At 64.4% G+C, this 16,309-nt stretch carries 17 protein-coding genes; 8 read left to right on the top strand and 9 right to left on the bottom strand.

All coding sequences use genetic code 11. The features are described 5' to 3' along the window. Nucleotides 1-24: 24 nt before the first annotated feature. From HU770_RS07220 to HU770_RS07200, 5 genes are all read right to left on the bottom strand, one after another. Nucleotides 25-1,182 (bottom strand): phosphatidylserine/phosphatidylglycerophosphate/cardiolipin synthase family protein, encoded by a 1,158-nt coding sequence (locus HU770_RS07220; RefSeq protein WP_186659636.1) that lies wholly within the window; start codon nt 1,180-1,182, stop codon nt 25-27. A gap of 1 nt (nt 1,183) precedes the next feature. After that, on the bottom strand, nt 1,184-1,765 hold the full coding sequence (locus HU770_RS07215) for a YceI family protein (RefSeq protein WP_033702784.1): 582 nt from the start codon (nt 1,763-1,765) through the stop codon (nt 1,184-1,186). 43 nt (nt 1,766-1,808) lie between these two features. Beyond that, on the bottom strand, nt 1,809-2,117 hold the full coding sequence (locus HU770_RS07210) for an amidase (protein WP_186663396.1): 309 nt from the start codon (nt 2,115-2,117) through the stop codon (nt 1,809-1,811). Further along, complete coding sequence (locus HU770_RS07205) at nt 2,114-3,178, bottom strand: serine hydrolase (RefSeq protein ID WP_186663462.1); 1,065 nt, start codon at nt 3,176-3,178, stop codon at nt 2,114-2,116. The genes HU770_RS07210 and HU770_RS07205 overlap by 4 nt, the downstream gene beginning before the upstream one ends. 81 nt (nt 3,179-3,259) lie before the next feature. Continuing rightward, nucleotides 3,260-4,147 (bottom strand): acyl-CoA dehydrogenase, encoded by an 888-nt coding sequence (locus tag HU770_RS07200; protein WP_186659641.1) that lies wholly within the window; start codon nt 4,145-4,147, stop codon nt 3,260-3,262. A gap of 150 nt (nt 4,148-4,297) precedes the next feature. Between HU770_RS07200 and olsB the strand changes: the two genes are divergently transcribed. After that, the gene (gene olsB, locus HU770_RS07195; RefSeq protein WP_186663394.1) at nt 4,298-5,053 is read left to right on the top strand and encodes an L-ornithine N(alpha)-acyltransferase; all 756 of its coding nucleotides are present in this window, start codon (nt 4,298-4,300) and stop codon (nt 5,051-5,053) included. Further along, the gene (locus tag HU770_RS07190) at nt 5,053-5,841 is read left to right on the top strand and encodes a lysophospholipid acyltransferase family protein (RefSeq protein ID WP_186659647.1); all 789 of its coding nucleotides are present in this window, start codon (nt 5,053-5,055) and stop codon (nt 5,839-5,841) included. Before olsB ends, HU770_RS07190 begins: the two co-directional genes overlap by 1 nt. A 51-nt stretch (nt 5,842-5,892) precedes the next feature. Here the strand turns inward: HU770_RS07190 and HU770_RS07185 are convergent, their stop codons facing one another. Further along, the gene (locus HU770_RS07185; RefSeq protein WP_186663392.1) at nt 5,893-6,477 is read right to left on the bottom strand and encodes an ACP phosphodiesterase; all 585 of its coding nucleotides are present in this window, start codon (nt 6,475-6,477) and stop codon (nt 5,893-5,895) included. Nucleotides 6,478-6,629: 152 nt separating this feature from the next. Between HU770_RS07185 and HU770_RS07180 the strand changes: the two genes are divergently transcribed. Further along, nucleotides 6,630-6,932 (top strand): helix-turn-helix transcriptional regulator, encoded by a 303-nt coding sequence (locus HU770_RS07180; RefSeq protein WP_033702790.1) that lies wholly within the window; start codon nt 6,630-6,632, stop codon nt 6,930-6,932. Between the two features lie 12 nt (nt 6,933-6,944). Beyond that, a complete protein-coding gene (locus tag HU770_RS07175; protein ID WP_186659652.1) occupies nt 6,945-7,994 on the top strand; it encodes an alkene reductase in 1,050 nt (349 codons plus the stop codon). 40 nt (nt 7,995-8,034) lie between these two features. Here the strand turns inward: HU770_RS07175 and HU770_RS07170 are convergent, their stop codons facing one another. The 3 genes from HU770_RS07170 to HU770_RS07160 all read right to left on the bottom strand — a co-directional run bounded on the left by HU770_RS07170 (nt 8,035) and on the right by HU770_RS07160 (nt 10,931). After that, complete coding sequence (locus tag HU770_RS07170) at nt 8,035-8,907, bottom strand: hypothetical protein (RefSeq protein ID WP_033702792.1); 873 nt, start codon at nt 8,905-8,907, stop codon at nt 8,035-8,037. 79 nt (nt 8,908-8,986) lie between these two features. Continuing rightward, nucleotides 8,987-9,991 (bottom strand): NAD(P)-dependent oxidoreductase, encoded by a 1,005-nt coding sequence (locus HU770_RS07165; RefSeq protein ID WP_033702793.1) that lies wholly within the window; start codon nt 9,989-9,991, stop codon nt 8,987-8,989. Between the two features lie 49 nt (nt 9,992-10,040). After that, nucleotides 10,041-10,931, bottom strand: coding sequence for a LysR family transcriptional regulator ArgP (locus HU770_RS07160; RefSeq protein ID WP_033702794.1), 891 nt, complete (start codon nt 10,929-10,931; stop codon nt 10,041-10,043). 124 nt (nt 10,932-11,055) lie between these two features. On the opposite strand from HU770_RS07160, the gene HU770_RS07155 reads away from it, so the two are divergent. The 4 genes from HU770_RS07155 (at nt 11,056) to HU770_RS07140 (ending at nt 16,256) form a co-directional block, all read left to right on the top strand. Then, nucleotides 11,056-11,655: a LysE/ArgO family amino acid transporter gene (locus tag HU770_RS07155; RefSeq protein ID WP_186659658.1), complete on the top strand. Its 600-nt coding sequence runs from the start codon at nt 11,056-11,058 to the stop codon at nt 11,653-11,655. Nucleotides 11,656-11,858: 203 nt separating this feature from the next. Next, the gene (locus tag HU770_RS07150; RefSeq protein ID WP_095064204.1) at nt 11,859-12,455 is read left to right on the top strand and encodes a Fe-Mn family superoxide dismutase; all 597 of its coding nucleotides are present in this window, start codon (nt 11,859-11,861) and stop codon (nt 12,453-12,455) included. Between the two features lie 266 nt (nt 12,456-12,721). Next, nucleotides 12,722-14,773, top strand: a complete 2,052-nt coding sequence (locus HU770_RS07145) for a GGDEF domain-containing phosphodiesterase (protein ID WP_186659660.1) — start codon at nt 12,722-12,724, stop codon at nt 14,771-14,773. A 148-nt stretch (nt 14,774-14,921) separates the two neighbouring features. Next, complete coding sequence (locus HU770_RS07140) at nt 14,922-16,256, top strand: imelysin family protein (protein ID WP_033702798.1); 1,335 nt, start codon at nt 14,922-14,924, stop codon at nt 16,254-16,256. The last annotated feature ends 53 nt before the right edge of the window (nt 16,257-16,309 follow it).

Raw genomic sequence — 16,309 nt, 5'->3', positions numbered from 1 at the left:
ACAGTCACTGCACGATAGTCGCTCTCAGTCACGCCGGTCGAGCAGGTTGACCACCAGACGGTCGAGCCAACCCCATACCCGCTGCTTCACCCGTCGCCACAGCGGCCTGGCGTTCCAGTGGTCGAGGTCGACCTCTTCGCTCAAGGCGAAGTCACGCTCGAAACTGGCCACCACGGCAGCGGTCAGCGGCGGGTCCAGGGCCTCGATATTGGCCTCAAGATTGAAACGCAGGTTCCAGTGGTCGAAGTTGCACGAACCAACGCTCACCCAGTCGTCCACCACGGCCATCTTCAAGTGCAGGAAACACGGCTGGTACTCGAAAATCTTTACCCCGGCGCGCAGCAGGCGCGGGTAGTAACGATGCCCGGCATAGCGCACCGAGGGGTGATCGGTGCGCGGCCCGGTCAGCAGCAGGCGCACGTCCAGGCCCTTGCTGGCCGCGCGGCGCAACGAGCGGCGCACACTCCAGGTCGGCAAGAAATAAGGCGTCGCCAGCCACACCCGCTGCTTGCCGCTGTTGAGCGCGCGCACCAGCGAATGCAGGATGTCCTGATGCTGCCGGGCGTCGGCATACGCTACCCGGCCCATGCCTTGCCCCTGCGCAGGCACCTTGGGCAGGCGCGGCAGGCCGAAACCTTCAGCTGGGCGCCAGGCGGTGCGCCGGTTGTTGGCGTGCCATTGGCGGTCGAACAGCAACTGCCAGTCGCTGACCACCGGCCCCTGCATCTGCACCATTACCTCGTGCCATTCGCTGGTAGCGCTGGCCGGCGTCCAGAACTCGTCGGTGACGCCCGTGCCCCCCACCACTGCCCAGCGCTCGTCCACCAGCAGCAGTTTGCGGTGATCGCGATACAGGTTGCGCAAGCCACGCTTCCAGCGCAGGCGGTTGTACCAGCGCAGGTACACGCCTGCTTCCAGCAGCCGCTGGCGCAGGGCACTGTTGAAGGCCAGCGAGCCATAGTCATCGAACAGGCAGCGTACCCGCACACCGCGCCGGGCGGCGTGCTCCAGCGCTGCGACGACCGCTTCGGCGCAGGCGCCAGCCTCGACCAGATACAGTTCGAGGTCGACCTGGAACTCGGCGCGGGTGATCGCCTCGAGCATGCGAGGGAAGAATTCGGGGCCGTCGATCAGCAGTTCGAACTGGTTGCCATCCCGCCAGGGGAAGACCGGCCCCGGCATGTCAGCGGGCGGTGAAGATCAGCACCGCATTGACCGGTACCGATGGGTTGATGGACTTGAGCCCGGCAAACTTGCGCAGGCTCTCCAGGCCCGGCATCAGGCCAAAATCCTCGGCGCGCAGTACCAGGGGCTCCAGGGTCACCACCTGGAAGCGCCGCTCGTCCAGCCGCGTGGCCAGCAGCAAGGCGTTGTAGCGGTGGGACTGGCCATGCAGGGTAACGGTCAGCGGCAGGCGCAGTTCGATTTGCGCACCGCTGGCCAGGTCGTTGATCGGGCGCAGGTCCAGTTGCGCCTTCACCGTCGCCTCGGCAAAACGCTCGACCTCGAACAGACCGTCGCGCATGCGTTCGTCGCGCAAAGGGATGCCGCTGCTCACCGAGTCCATCTCGATGCGCAGGCCGGCCGCGCCCTTGCGGTCTACCGTGCCATGCAGCACCAGGAAGCGATGGACTTCGGCGGTATCACCGTTCTTGCCGGTGATGAACGACAGGCGCGATGACTCGCCATCGAGGTGCCAGTTGGCGTGGGCGGGCAGGCATAGAGCCAGCAACAAGGCGGGCAGCAGGCGGGGCAACTTGAACATGACAGATCTCGTAAAACAAGACCGCAACCTTACCCGCCCGCCATCATGGCAGCAAGCGGCAGCCCACGCGTGCGCCCTGCCATGCGGCCTGGTTACGCCGGCCCAGGCCCTGGGCCGTGACCAGGCGCTGCGCACTGTTTTCCGCCAGCAGGCCAAGGGGCAGCCATTGCTTCACGTACCCCCGGCAATACGCCGGGTCAAACCCCATGACGAAGCGGCATGAGCAGTACTCCTTGGCCGAGTAGGCCGAAAGAATGCCCGGGAAGTCCGCCAACGCCTGACGTGCCTGCCAACCGCTCCATCCCAACGACACGCCAAGCAGCGCCAACAGCACCAGCAGCACCCGCCTCATGCGCCCTCCCCGGACAGCGCCGCCAGTACCCGTTCGAGCAGTTGGTCATGCTGGTAACTGTCGCCTCGGTCATCGGCATAGCGAACGATCACCAGCTTCTGCGTCGGCAACACGTACAGCGCCTGGCCCCAATGACCGAGCGCGGCGTAGGTGTCAGCCGGCGCATGCGGCCAGGGACGAGCCCCGCCTGGCGACGCGGTGTTGAGCCACCAGTGGCCGCCTGGGTTGGCCTCACCGGGTACAGCCTCGGCCTGGGCAAACGGCGTGCGGTTGAACGCCACCCATGTCGCAGGCACCAGTTGGCGCTCGCGCCAGCGCCCGTCGCGCTGCATCAGCAGGCCGATGCGCGCCAGGTCACGGGCAGTGAGGTACAGGTACGAAGACCCGACATAGCTCCCCGCGCCATCGCGCTCCCACACTGCGCTGTTGATGCCCAGCGGCGTGAACAGCGCCTGCCACGGGTAGTCGGCATACTGCCCGGCATCGAGCATGCCGCGCAGGGCCGCTGCCAACAGGTTGCTGTCGCCGCTGGAGTAGAGAAAGCGCTGCCCCGGTAGCTGCGCCGCAGGCCGCGCTGCGGTATAGGCCGCCATGTCCTCACGACCACGGGTGTAGAGCATGGCCACCACCGAGGAGTGCAACGGTGCGTATTCGTAGTCTTCCTGCCAGGCCAGGCCGCTGGCCCAGTGCAGCAGGTCTCCCAGGCGCACCTCTGGGTGTGCCTGCATCGGGGGGTAGAAGCGGGCTACCGGGTCCTGCAGCTGGAAACGCCCTTCGCCTTGGGCCACGCCCAGTAGCGTGGCCAGCACGCTCTTGCTCACCGACCAGGTAAGGTGCGCGGTGCTGGCGGTGGTGGGCGCGGCGTAGCGTTCATGCAGGATGCGGCCGTCGCGGATGATCAGCAGGGCGTCGGTGCGCAGGCTGCCGTCAGGGGGGAAGGCATAGGCGTCGACGGCTTGCCAGTCGATGGGGGTGGGGTCGGTTTGCCAGTCGGGGGCCGGCCAGTCTTCGGCCCAGGCTGGGGCCACTGCCAGGCTGAGGGTTGCCAGTAGGGCTTTCAGGGTATCGAGCACTTGGGCCTCGGCGCCATGGGGCCGCTTTGCGGCCCCAGCATTCAATGGTTCACCGAGTCTGCCTGCCCTTCATGACAATCCCGCAGCCGCCCAGGCCTTGGCCAAACGTTTCTCCCGCGCTGCCGCCGCCAACGCCAACACCCCCTGATCACGCTGCCAGAGCTGCGCCCACTGCGCGGGCCCCGCCAGCAACGCCTCATCGATGTCGGCGCGCAGCGCCTGAAACTGGCCAAACAACCCCGCCAGCAGCAAATGGCAACCGACACTGTCGGCACACTGGCGGCTACCCTCGGCACAGCCGGCCAGTACGCCCAGCAAACGCAGACGCAACGCCTGCGGCCACGCACATTCCTGGCCGACGCCATACAGCCAGGCCGTCAACGCGGCGAGCACGTACAGGTCTTCCAGCGAGCGGAACGGTTTGACGTAAGCATCCCAGCCATCGCCTGCCAACAACTCGCAAGCCGCCTGCTCTAGGTGCAGGCGGCCATGGCCGACTTCGGGCATCAGCGGCAAGGTCGGCAACGCTTCCAGCGTCACGCCCGGCTCCCCCGGGTACACCACCGCCAGGTTCAGCCGCACTGCCTCGCCTGGCGCTTCGCTGCGCGCGGCCACCAGCAGCCACTCCGCCTCAAGGCCGGCGGTGACGAAATCCTTGCTGCCGCCAAGGCGCAAACCGTCGAGACGGGTGCGCATGTCTGCCGGCCGCACGCTGCGCCGTTCGGTCGCGCACAGTGCGCCGAGGCTGGGTGGCGCACTGGGCCAGAGCACCCGCAAGGCGGCCTGGTAGCCAACCAGAAACGCCAGGCCCGGCGTGGGCATGGCGCGCCCGCCAAGCACCGCCAGTTCGAACGGGGCTACCTGGCCAAGGCGCTCGAGCAGCGCGGCGTAGGTTTCACCCAGGGTGCCGGCCATAGGGAGGCGCAGCGGGTCGTTGAGTCGTTGTAGCCAAGCCATCGCAGGATGCTCCTTGCTGGGGCGTGTGGGAGGGTGTCACGCAAGCATCACCAAAGATTCACAGGGGTGACACCCCGTCTACCTAGGCTGACTTTGCACAACAAAGCCGACCGGCCGCAACCCTTCATGGCTGGCTTATGGAGACTCGTAATGACTCGGATCGCTCACGCTGGCGACACCAGCACTGCACGCCGTCTGCAAGCCGAACGCCTGGTCGGCGCCACGGCCCTGCAGGAAGCCCAGGCCCTGCGCTACAAAGTGTTCAGTGCAGAATTCAAGGCCAAGCTCAAAGGTGCCGAACACGGCCTGGACATGGACGACTACGACCCGCACTGCCGCCATATCGGTGTGCGCGACCTGAGCACCGGCGAGCTGGTAGCCACCACCCGGTTGCTCGACCACCAGGCGGCCAGCAGCCTGGGCCGTTTCTACAGCGAAGAAGAGTTCAGCCTGCACGGCCTGGTGCAGTTGCAAGGGCCGATCCTGGAGCTGGGGCGCACCTGCGTGGCCGTCGACTACCGCAACGGCGGCACCATCGCCGTGCTCTGGGGCGAGCTCGCCGAAGTACTCAACGAAGGGCGCTACAGCTACCTGATGGGCTGCGCCAGCATCCCCATGCAGGACGGTGGCGTGCAGGCCCATGCGGTCATGCAGCGCCTGCGCGAGCGTTACCTGTGCACCGATCACCTACGTGCCGAGCCGAAAAACCCCCTGCCAAGCCTGGCCCTGCCCAACAACGTCATCGCCGAAATGCCACCGCTGCTCAAGGCCTACATGCGCCTGGGTGCGAAGATCTGCGGCGAGCCGTGCTGGGACGAAGACTTCCAGGTTGCCGACGTGTTCATCCTGCTCAAGCGCGACGACCTCTGCCCGCGCTACGCCCGCCACTTCAAGGCGGCGGTCTGATGCCCCAGCTGCGGGTACTGGCCCGCCTGACACGGCTGCTTCTGGTCCTGCTGCTCGGCATGCTGATGGCCAGCGTGATCGCACTTGGCGAACGCCTGGGCCTCAAAGCCTCCATCGAGCGCCGGCAACGTTGGAGCTGCCTGTTCATGAAGCACCTGGTGGCCGCCTTGCCGTTCAAGGTGCGGGTAATCGGCCAGTTGCCGCAGCGGCCGATGTTGTGGGTCAGCAACCACGTCTCCTGGGCCGACATCCCACTGCTCGGCATGCTGCAGCCGCTGTCTTTCCTGTCCAAGGCCGAAGTCCGTCACTGGCCGGTGGCCGGCTGGCTGGCAGAGAAAGCCGGCACGCTGTTCATCCGCCGCGGCGGTGGCGACAGCCAGCGTCTGCGCGAGCAAATCAGCACGCAACTGGGCGAAGCCCGGCCACTGTTGATCTTCCCGGAGGGTACTACCACCAACGGCCATGGCCTGCGAACGTTCCACGGCCGGCTACTGGCAGGCGCCATCGACCAGGGCGTGGCCGTTCAACCCGTGGCGATCCAGTACTTGCGCGATGGCGTGATCGACCCGATTGCGCCTTTCATTGGCGATGATGATCTGGTGTCGCACCTGCTGCGTCTGTTTGCCCAGCCGCGTGGCGAGGTGTGCATTCACCTGCTGCAACCGATTGCCAGCGCGCAGAAAGAGCGAGCGGTACTGGCCTTGCAGGCGCAGCAGGCCATTCATGGGGCGTTGTTCGGGGTTGAAGAGGAAGAGAGGGTGCCACAGCGGCAGGCGCGGGCTGCCTGATTGGCTTGGGCTGCCTGTACCCGCGAAGAGGCCGGGGCAGGCAATACATGACTAACTGCCCGGCACCCGCCCCACCGCCGCAAACGCCTGCAACTGTGGATAGAACTCACGAAAGTCCGCCAGCAACGGCTCATACAAGCGCTCCAGCTCCGGCATCACCCCGCTCATCCCCGCCGGCCGCGACAGCCGCCGCGCAATGCCGTTGAACACCTGCTCCAGCGTCGCAAAATCGCCATACGCCCCCAGCCAGTCATCCGCCGCCATGAACGGCGCAATGCGCGCCAGGCGCCCCGGCAATTCAGGTTCAGCCAGCAGCACCCGATAAAAATTGCCGGTGAACTGCGCCAACGGCTGCTCGGCATAATCCGCCCAATGCTGCGCCAGGCAGTGGTCGAAAAACACATCGAGGACAATGCCGGCAAAGCGCCGTCGCTGTGCGGGGAAACGTGCCAACGCTGCCAGTACCACGGGATGGCGGTCGGTATAACTGTCGATGTGCCGGTGCAGGCGGATCGCCGCTTCCAGTGCCGGCGCAAAGCGCCCTTCCAGCGTGCCCTTGACGAAATCGCCATACAGGCTGCCGAGCAATTGCTGCGGCGCAGGGCCGCCCAGGTGCAGGTGTGCGAGGTAGTTCATGGCGCAAGTCTAGCACCGCCCAGGCCTATATCGTCATCACACGATATAGCAATTGGTGCTCAGCTCAGAACGTCTTCATATTTGTATATCGCGAAATACCGATTTACATTTCGCCCTACCGCGATTTACCGCTTCACCACGAGCCCCACCCCATGCCCCTCGATCTGGACGAAATAATAAAAGCCCTGGCCCACCCGGTACGGCGACAAATCCTCGACTGGCTGAAGGACCCGGCAACGCAGTTTCCTGACCAGCACCACAGCACCGAACACGGCGTCTGTGCCGGGCAGATCGACCAACGCTGCGGCCTGTCGCAGTCGACCGTCTCTGCGCACCTGGCCATCTTGCAGCGCGCCGGCCTGATCAACAGCCAGAAGATCGGCCAATGGCACTTCTTCAAACGCAATGAGGAGACCGTTCAGGCCTTCCTCGCACAGTTGAGCCGAGCGCTCTGAAAAGGAAACCGCATGACTACGCTCTTCGACCCGATCACGCTGGGCGACCTGCAACTGCCCAACCGCATCATCATGGCCCCGCTGACCCGCTGCCGCGCCGATGAAGGCCGGGTGCCAAACGCACTGATGGCCGAATACTACGTGCAGCGCGCCAGCGCCGGGCTGATCCTCAGCGAAGCGACTTCGGTCACGCCGATGGGGGTCGGCTACCCCGACACCCCAGGCATCTGGAACGATGAACAGGTGCGCGGCTGGAACAACGTCACCAAGGCCGTGCATGGCGCCGGCGGGCGCATATTCCTGCAACTGTGGCATGTCGGCCGCATTTCCCACCCCAGCTACCTGAACGGCGAGCTGCCCGTGGCACCCAGCGCAATCAAGCCCAAGGGCCATGTCAGCCTGGTGCGTCCGCTCACCGACTACCCCACACCGCGCGCACTGGAAACCGAAGAGATCGTCGACATTGTCGAGGCATACCGCAGCGGCGCCGAAAATGCCAAGGCCGCCGGTTTCGATGGTGTCGAGGTGCATGGCGCCAATGGCTACCTGCTCGACCAGTTCCTGCAAAGCAGCACCAACCAGCGCACCGACCGCTACGGTGGTTCGCTGGAAAACCGCGCACGTTTGCTGCTTGAGGTGACCGACGCCGCCATTGAAGTGTGGGGGGCAAACCGCGTGGGCGTGCACCTGGCGCCGCGTGCCGACTCACACGACATGGGCGACGCCGACCGGGCCGAGACCTTCACCTACGTCGCCCGTGAACTGGGCAAGCGCGGCATCGCCTTCATCTGCTCGCGGGAGAAAGACGCCGACGACAGCATCGGCCCACTGATCAAGCAAGCGTTCGGCGGCCCCTACATCGTCAACGAGCGTTTTGACAAGGCCAGTGCCAATGCCGCGTTGGCCAGCGGCAAGGCCGACGCTGTGGCGTTCGGCGTGCCATTCATCGCCAACCCAGACCTGCCGGCGCGCCTGGCGGCAGATGCCCCCTTGAACCCGGCACACCCGGAAACGTTCTACGGCAAGGGGCCGGTGGGGTACATCGATTACCCGCGCTTGTAAGCGGATCGGCCGCCGGGGCGCGTTGCCCCGGCGGTAAGGCTCAAGGCCGCGCGTTGATCTGCTGTTGCAGGTTCTGGACCTGGCTTTGCAACGTATTCAGGCTGCGGGTCATCTGCCCACGGAACGCATCGAACTCCTGCACCGAAGCACCGCTCGATGACGGCGCAGCAGCCGGGCGATTGTCGATCTGACTCTTCAACACCAGCATGTCCTGCTCCAGGTTCTGGATCGCAGCACTCGGGTTGCCCTGCTTCTTCAGCGCCGCCACATCGCTGCCCAGGCTCTTGAGCTGAGTATCCAGCTTGCCGCCATCCACCTGCGCCGCTTTCAAGGCGGCCACATCCGTGGTCAACGTCTTGAACTGGGCATCCAGCTTGCCGCCATCGACCTGGCTGGACTTCAGCGCAGCCAGTTCGCCATTCACCAGCTTCAACTGCGCCTGCAACTGGGTCTGCAGCTCAGTCACGGCTTTTTGCTGTTCACGGGTATCGGCCAGCACCTGCTCCAGACGCTTGCCCAGGTCACCGGTCTGCCCGGCCACCCCTTGCTGCAACTGGCGGATCTGCAGTTTCAAGGCCTCGCTGCCGGTCGTGACCGTCGATTCGCTGGCCGCCACCTTGCCGCTGATGGCCTGCAGCCGCCCGGCCGCCTCTTCGCTGATGCGGGCAAAGCTTTCCTGGGTCGCGACCAGTTGCTGCTCCATCAGCGATATCTGCTGAAAGCTCCACCAGCCCAACCCCACCAAGGCGATGAACGACGCCCCCAGCAGCGCCCACAAAGGCGCGGTGCTGGCCCCACGCTCGGCTTTCTGGCGATTGCGCACCACGTGCGCTGGCATCAGTTCGTCATCGTCGGGGGTGCCGGCCCTCAGGGTAGGCACATCATCGTAATCGTCGTGAGCATGGTTACGCATGGATACATTCAACCGCAGTAGTCGCAAAGAGGCACGAGTATAAACTGCAAGCGCAGCACGTTGATGACCATCATCAGCCTCAGCCGAACTTCAGGCCTTCAGGCTGGTGCTTCCACCAGGCGCAGAACTCGTCCAGTGCCGTCCACAGGCTGACCTTGGGCTGGTAGTCCAGGTATTGCCGGGCGCGGCTGATGTCCAGGGTGAAATCACGGCTCATCACCTGCATGCCCAGGCGCGACAAGGTCGGCTGCGGGCGCCCCGGCCACAGCATGCAGGCCGCCTCGTTCAACGCGGCCAGGCTGTAGGCCAGGCCATAGGAGCGGTAACGGGTAACCTGCGGCAGTTGCATCTGGCGCATCACGTAATTGACCACATCCCACAGTGGCAACGGCTGCCCATTGCTGATGTTGTAGGCCTGGCCCAGCGCGCGGTCGTCGGCGAACAAGGCGCTGAGCAATGCTTCGTTGAGGTTGTGCACGCTGGTGAAATCAACCTTGTTCAGGCCATTGCCGATGATTGCCACGCGGCCCTTGCGCTGCATCTGCATCAGCCGCGGGAAGATGCTGGCATCACCGGCACCGGTGACAAAGCGCGGGCGCAGCGCCAGCACCTCCAGGCCAAACTCCTGGGCACCGAACACCTTCTGCTCGGCCAGGTGCTTGGTCAGTGCGTAGTGATCATGAAAGCGCCGCGGCACCTGGTCTTCACGGATGTCCAGGCGCGAGCGGCCATTGAAGTAGATCGACGGCGACGACAGGTGCACCAGGCGCCGCACATGCTCCTTCAGGCAACCTTCGACCACGTTTTCGGTGACCACCACGTTGCCCTGGTGAAAGTCCTGGAAGCGCCCCCAGTTACCCACCGCACCCGCGCAATGCACCACCGCTTCGACGCCCTGGCACAGGCGCCGGGCCAGTTCGGCATCACCCAGGTCGCCAGGGATGAACTGCGCACCGCGCTTGACCAGGTGCTCGACACCTTCGGCACGTCGGCCGCTGACCCGCACGTCCAGGCCCTGCTCCAGCGCCAGGCGCGCAAAGCGCCCGCCGATGAAGCCGCTCGCGCCAGTGACCAGAATTCGCATGTAAGACTCCGCCTTGCCAGATTTCAGATGCAACTGACGCCAGCCGTGGCTACAACGGCACCAGCCATTGCCGTGCCGTGTGCCGCAGGTGGTCGGTCAGTTGCGCGAGCAAGTGCCCGCCATTGCGCCAATGATGCCAGTACAGCGGCACATCGATGGGAGTATCGGCGCATATTTCCACCAATTGCCCGCTGGACAGTTGTTCGCGTGCCTGCAACTCAGGCACCAGCCCCCAGCCAAGCCCCGCTTCGGTCATGCGCAGAAAACCTTCGGACGACGGGCACAGGTGATGCAGGAAACCGCCTTCGATACCCAGCGATGCCAGGTAGCGGTGTTGCAGAAAGTCGTCCGGGCCATACACGATCGCCGGCGTGCGGGCCAGGCGCCTGCCCTCGAAACCCTGCGGGAAGTGCCGCGCCATGAACACCGGGCTGGCCAGCGCGCGATAACGCATCGCACCCAAAGGCAGGCTGCGCGCGCCGGCCACCGGCCGTTCGCTGCCACACAGGCAGGCCGCCACTTCGCCCGCCCGCATGCGTTTAAGGCCCACTTCCTGGTCTTCTACCACCAGGTCGGTGAGCAGGTTGTGCTCAGCGCAAAACGCGCCTACCGCGCCCGCCCACCAGGTGGCCAGGCTGTCGGCGTTCAGGGCAATGCGCAAACGCTCGGGCATGCCCTCCTCGTCCAGCGCCGGCACCTGGCGTTGCAAGTCGCGTTCGAGCAGGCGCACCTGCTGCACATGGTTGAGCAACTGGCGCCCGACCTCGGTCGGGCTCGGTGGCGTGGCACGCACCAGCACCGGCTGGCCGACCCGTGCTTCAAGCAGCTTGATGCGCTGGGAAATGGCCGATTGCGACAGCCCCAGCACCTGCGCCGCGCGCTCGAAGCCGCCTTGCTCGATCACCGCCGCAAGGGCGGCTAGCAGCTTGTAGTCGAACATCGATTTCCCTAATGCCGGATCAGCTTTATTTGTTTTTCTTATACAGCGGCTTTATCCACAATGGCCAGCATCTTCTTTCGTTGAACAACGCCCGTGTCCCGTGGCGTCAGTGGAGTATCCCGCCATGTGGCAAAGTTATTTGAACGGCATGCTGGTGGCCTTCGGCCTGATCATGGCCATTGGCGCGCAGAACGCCTTCGTCCTCGCCCAGAGCCTGCGCCGCGAGCATCACTTGCCAGTGGCTGCCCTGTGCATCGTCTGCGACGCCCTGCTGGTGGCTGCCGGGGTATTCGGCCTGGCCACGGTACTGGCGCACAACCCGACACTGCTGGCCATCGCTCGCTGGGGCGGCGCGCTGTTCCTCTTGTGGTATGGCGCCAAGGCCTTGCGCAGCGCCTGTTCCAAGCAGAGCCTGCAGCATCAGCAAGGCCAGGGCGTGCGTTCGCGCCGCGCGGTGCTGCTCAGTGCCCTGGCGGTGACCTTGCTAAACCCCCATGTGTACCTCGACACGGTGCTGTTGATCGGCTCGCTCGGTGCCCAGCAGACGGTGCCTGGGGCCTATGTGGCGGGGGCGGCCAGTGCGTCGTTGCTGTGGTTCTCGACCCTGGCGATCGGCGCGGCCTGGCTGGCACCGTGGCTGGCACGGCCAGCGACCTGGCGGATGCTCGACTTGATGGTGGCGGTGATGATGTTCGCGGTGGCGGCGCAGTTGATCTTCAATTGACCTGACAGCGACACGCCATTGGTCGGCAGCGCCCAACCGCTCTGGAACCTCTATTCCCTATGTTTGTTGCGTGGTTATGCGCCGGGCCCGGTGCTATGATCCAGCCCTTGCGTCGCAAAGAGTACAAACTCGCCGACGCTTATCGGGCCGCCCGTGATCGGCCTTGCGCAAACCGCAAATAGACCTGAATCAGGAGATCCACCATGGCTTTTGAATTGCCGCCGCTGCCGTACGCCCACGATGCCCTGCAGCCGCACATCTCCAAGGAAACCCTGGAGTATCACCACGACAAGCACCACAACACCTATGTCGTGAACCTGAACAACCTGGTCCCAGGCACCGAATTCGAAGGCAAGACCCTGGAAGAGATCGTCAAGACCTCTTCGGGTGGCATCTTCAACAACGCCGCTCAAGTCTGGAACCACACCTTCTACTGGAACTGCCTGGCCCCGAATGCCGGTGGTCAACCGACCGGTGCCCTGGCTGAAGCCATCAACGCCGCCTTCGGTTCCTTCGACAAGTTCAAGGAAGAGTTCACCAAGACTTCGGTTGGCACCTTCGGTTCCGGCTGGGGCTGGCTGGTGAAGAAAGCTGACGGTTCCCTGGCCCTGGCCAGCACCATCGGCGCCGGCAACCCGCTGACCAACGGCGACACCCCGCTGCTGACCTGCGACGTCTGGGAACACGCCTACTACATCGACTACCGTAACGTACGTCCGAAGTACGTCGAGGCGTTCTGGAACCTGGTCAACTGGGCATTCGTTGCCGAACAGTTCGAAGGCAACACCTTCAAGGCCTGATGTTTATTCAGCCTTGAACGAAGAACCCGGCCCTGGTGCCGGGTTTTTTTATGCGCAGGTCATGGCCTCTTGCTCAGCCAGGATTGCGCGCTAACATCAAACCTCTGGAAAGTTGATACAGCGCACTCAAGTTGCAGGGCCAGGCGACCGATATACTGCCAAGGACAACCCCGCTCCTCGCGCTGTGTCCGTGGCACACCGGCCGATAGTGTATTGGTTTCATTGATGGCAAAATGATGCCATGCGCATGGATTAAGGAAACCCCATTGAAGCTGGAATTGCGGAACAGCTTGTCGGTCAAGTTGCTCAGGGTCGTGCTGCTGTCGGCGCTCGCAGTGGGCGTCGTACTCAGTTGTGCGCAAATCGTCTATGACACCTACAAGACCCGCCTGGCTGTCAACAGCGATGCCCAGCGCATCCTCGACATGTTCCGCGACCCTTCGACCCAGGCGGTGTACAGCCTTGACCGGGAGATGGGCATGCAGGTCATGGAAGGCCTGTTCCAGGACGAATCGGTACGCATGGCATCCATCGGCCACCCCAACGAAACCATGCTGGCAGAAAAGTCCCGCCCGCTGCAGGACATGTCCATGCGCTGGCTGACCGACCTGATTCTCGGCCAGGAACGCACCTATACCACCCAACTGGTCGGCCGCGGCCCCTACAGCGAATACTACGGCGACCTGAGCATCACCCTCGACACCTCGTCCTATGGCGAAGACTTCCTGATCAATGCAGTGATCATCTTCATCTCCGGCGTGCTGCGTGCCCTGGCCATGGGCCTGGTGCTGTACCTGGTCTACCACTGGCTGTTGACCAAGCCGCTGTCGAAGATCATCGAGCACCTGACCCAGATCAACCCCGACCGCCCCAGCCAACACCAGATTCCCCTGCTCAAGGGCCACGAGAAAAACGAACTGGGGCTCTGGGTCAACACCGCCAACCAATTGCTGGCGTCCATCGAGCGCAACACCCACCTGCGCCATGAAGCCGAGAACAGCCTGCAACGCATGGCCCAGTACGACTTCCTCACCGGCCTGCCCAATCGCCAACAACTGCAGCAGCAACTGGACAAGATCCTCGTCGATGGCGGCCGCCTGCAGCATCGCGTGGCGGTGCTGTGCGTGGGCCTGGACGACTTCAAGGGCATCAACGAGCAGTTCAGCTACCAGGTCGGTGACCAGTTGCTGCTGGCCCTGGCCGACCGCCTGCGGGCCCACAGTGGCCGTCTGGGGGCGCTGGCGCGGCTGGGGGGCGACCAGTTCGCCCTGGTCCAGGCCAATATCGAGCAACCTTATGAAGCGGCCGAACTGGCCCAGAGCATCCTCGACGACCTGGAAGTGCCGTTCGACCTCGACCACCATCAGATCCGCCTGCGCGCCACCATCGGCATCACCCTGTTCCCTGAAGACGGCGACAGTACCGAGAAGTTGCTGCAGAAAGCCGAACAGACCATGACCCTGGCCAAGGCCCGCTCGCGCAACCGCTACCAGTTCTACATCGCCAGCGTCGACAGCGAGATGCGCCGCCGCCGCGAGCTGGAAAAAGACCTGCGCGAAGCGCTGCCGCGCAATCAGCTGTACCTGGTGTACCAGCCGCAGATCAGCTACCGCGACCACCGCGTGGTCGGCGTCGAGGCCCTGCTGCGCTGGCAGCACCCGGAGCTGGGCATGGTCCCGCCCGACCAGTTCATCCCGCTGGCCGAGCAGAACGGCAACATCATCACCATCGGCGAATGGGTGCTCGACCAGGCGTGCCGGCAGCTGCGCGAATGGCACGACCTGGGCTTCAGCGACCTGCGCATGGCGGTCAACCTGTCGACCGTGCAACTGCACCACAGCGAGCTGCCGCGGGTGGTCAACAACCTGCTGCAAGCCTATCGCCTGCCACCGCGCAGCCTGGAGCTGGAAGTCACCGAGACCGGCCTGATGGAAGACATCAGCACGGCCGCCCAGCACCTGCTCAGCCTGCGCCGCTCCGGGGCACTGATCGCCATTGACGACTTCGGCACCGGCTACTCCTCGCTCAGCTACCTGAAGTCGTTGCCGCTGGACAAGATCAAGATCGACAAGAGCTTCGTCCAGGACCTGCTCGACGACGATGACGACGCCACCATCGTCCGTGCCATCATCCAGCTGGGCAAGAGCCTGGGCATGCAGGTAATCGCCGAAGGCGTTGAAACCGCCGAGCAGGAGACCTACATCATCGCCCAGGGTTGCCACGAGGGTCAGGGCTACCACTACAGCAAGCCACTGTCGGCCCGCGAGCTGACCAACTTCCTCAAGCAGGCCCAACGCAACCAGGTCTCGATGTTCTAGCCGCTGGCGCCCCCGGTTACAGGCCGTGACCGGCATTTACATGAATTGCGCGTTCGCCCCTTTACAGCAAATGCAAATCTTTCGCATGATGTTGCGGTTTCGCGTGCCACGCCGCACGGTCCAACCACACGACGCAGGGAAACCAACAATGATTCGAATGCCTCTGGCCTCCGCCAGTCTGCTGGCCATCGCCATCGCTCTCGCCGGTTGCGGCGAAAAAGATGACAAGGCTGCCGCTCCGCAAGCTCAGGCACCTGCTGCCGCCAGCACCCCCGCTGCGGCGCCTGGGGCTGTCGATGAAGTGGCTGGCAAGGCGGTGGTCAAGCACTACGCCGAACTGGTCTACGCCGTGTACAGCGACTCGCTGAGCACCGCCAAGGCCCTGCAGACCGCTGTCGACGCGTTCCTTGCTCAGCCCAACGACGAAACCCTGAAGGCCGCCAAGGAAGCCTGGTTCGCCTCGCGCGTGCCGTACCTGCAGAGCGAGGCCTTCCGCTTCGGCAACACCATCATCGATGACTGGGAAGGCCAGGTTAACGCATGGCCGCTGGACGAAGGCCTGATCGACTACGTCGACAAGAGCTACGAGCACGCCCTGGGCAACCCGGCCGCCAGCGCCAACATCATCGCCAACACGGAGATCCAGGTCGGCGAAGAGAAGGTCGACGTCAAGGACATCACCCCAGAGAAGCTGGCCAGCCTGAACGAGCTGGGCGGCTCCGAAGCCAACGTCGCCACCGGCTACCACGCCATCGAATTCCTGCTCTGGGGCCAGGACCTGAACGGCACCGGCCCGGGCGCCGGCAACCGCCCAGCCTCCGACTACCTGGAAGGCAACGGCGCCACCGGCGGCCACAACGACCGCCGTCGTGCCTACCTGAAAGCGGTCACCGACCTGCTGGTCAAGGACCTCGAAGAGATGGTCGGCAACTGGGCACCGAACGTCGCCGACAACTACCGCGCCAAGCTGGAAGCCGAGTCGGTCAACGACGGCCTGCGCAAGATGCTGTTCGGCATGGGCAGCCTCTCGCTGGGCGAACTGGCGGGCGAGCGCATGAAGGTCTCGCTGGAAGCCAACTCGCCTGAAGACGAGCACGACTGCTTCAGCGACAACACCCACTACTCGCACTTCTACGACGCCAAGGGCATCCGCAACGTCTACCTGGGCGAGTACACCCGCCCGGATGGCAGCAAGGTGACCGGCCCGAGCCTGTCGTCGCTGGTGGCCAAGGTTGACCCGGCCACCGACGCCACCCTGAAGGCCGACCTGGAAGCCACCGAAGCGAAGATCCAGGTGATCGTCGACCACGCCCTGAAGGGCGAGCACTACGACCAGCTGATCGCCGCCGACAATGCGGCCGGCAACCAGATCGTGCGTGATGCCATCGCCTCCCTGGTCAAGCAGACCGGTGCGATCGAGCAAGCCGCAGGCAAGCTGGGCATTACCAACCTGAACCCGGACACGGCCGATCACGAATTCTGATCCCTGCTGTAGCGGTTCTGAAGAAGGCGGCCCTCGGGTCGCCTTTTTTGTTT

The sequence above is a fragment of the Pseudomonas sp. SWRI68 genome, assembly GCF_014269165.1.
GTDB classification, from domain to species: Bacteria; Pseudomonadota; Gammaproteobacteria; order Pseudomonadales; family Pseudomonadaceae; genus Aquipseudomonas; species Aquipseudomonas capeferrum.
This window is presented reverse-complemented; position numbering and strand designations above follow the sequence as displayed.

Coding starts and splice junctions, on each gene's coding strand:
- HU770_RS07210 (WP_186663396.1), bottom strand. CDS start 2,117: ATGAGGCGGGTGCTGCTGGTGCTGTTGGCGCTGCTTGGCGTGTCGTTG.
- HU770_RS07200 (WP_186659641.1), bottom strand. CDS start 4,147: ATGGCTTGGCTACAACGACTCAACGACCCGCTGCGCCTCCCTATGGCC.
- HU770_RS07215 (WP_033702784.1), bottom strand. CDS start 1,765: ATGTTCAAGTTGCCCCGCCTGCTGCCCGCCTTGTTGCTGGCTCTATGC.
- HU770_RS07165 (WP_033702793.1), bottom strand. CDS start 9,991: ATGCGAATTCTGGTCACTGGCGCGAGCGGCTTCATCGGCGGGCGCTTT.
- HU770_RS07170 (WP_033702792.1), bottom strand. CDS start 8,907: ATGCGTAACCATGCTCACGACGATTACGATGATGTGCCTACCCTGAGG.
- HU770_RS07150 (WP_095064204.1), top strand. CDS start 11,859: ATGGCTTTTGAATTGCCGCCGCTGCCGTACGCCCACGATGCCCTGCAG.
- HU770_RS07155 (WP_186659658.1), top strand. CDS start 11,056: ATGTGGCAAAGTTATTTGAACGGCATGCTGGTGGCCTTCGGCCTGATC.
- HU770_RS07190 (WP_186659647.1), top strand. CDS start 5,053: ATGCCCCAGCTGCGGGTACTGGCCCGCCTGACACGGCTGCTTCTGGTC.
- HU770_RS07185 (WP_186663392.1), bottom strand. CDS start 6,477: ATGAACTACCTCGCACACCTGCACCTGGGCGGCCCTGCGCCGCAGCAA.
- HU770_RS07140 (WP_033702798.1), top strand. CDS start 14,922: ATGATTCGAATGCCTCTGGCCTCCGCCAGTCTGCTGGCCATCGCCATC.
- HU770_RS07220 (WP_186659636.1), bottom strand. CDS start 1,182: ATGCCGGGGCCGGTCTTCCCCTGGCGGGATGGCAACCAGTTCGAACTG.
- HU770_RS07180 (WP_033702790.1), top strand. CDS start 6,630: ATGCCCCTCGATCTGGACGAAATAATAAAAGCCCTGGCCCACCCGGTA.
- HU770_RS07175 (WP_186659652.1), top strand. CDS start 6,945: ATGACTACGCTCTTCGACCCGATCACGCTGGGCGACCTGCAACTGCCC.
- olsB (WP_186663394.1), top strand. CDS start 4,298: ATGACTCGGATCGCTCACGCTGGCGACACCAGCACTGCACGCCGTCTG.
- HU770_RS07160 (WP_033702794.1), bottom strand. CDS start 10,931: ATGTTCGACTACAAGCTGCTAGCCGCCCTTGCGGCGGTGATCGAGCAA.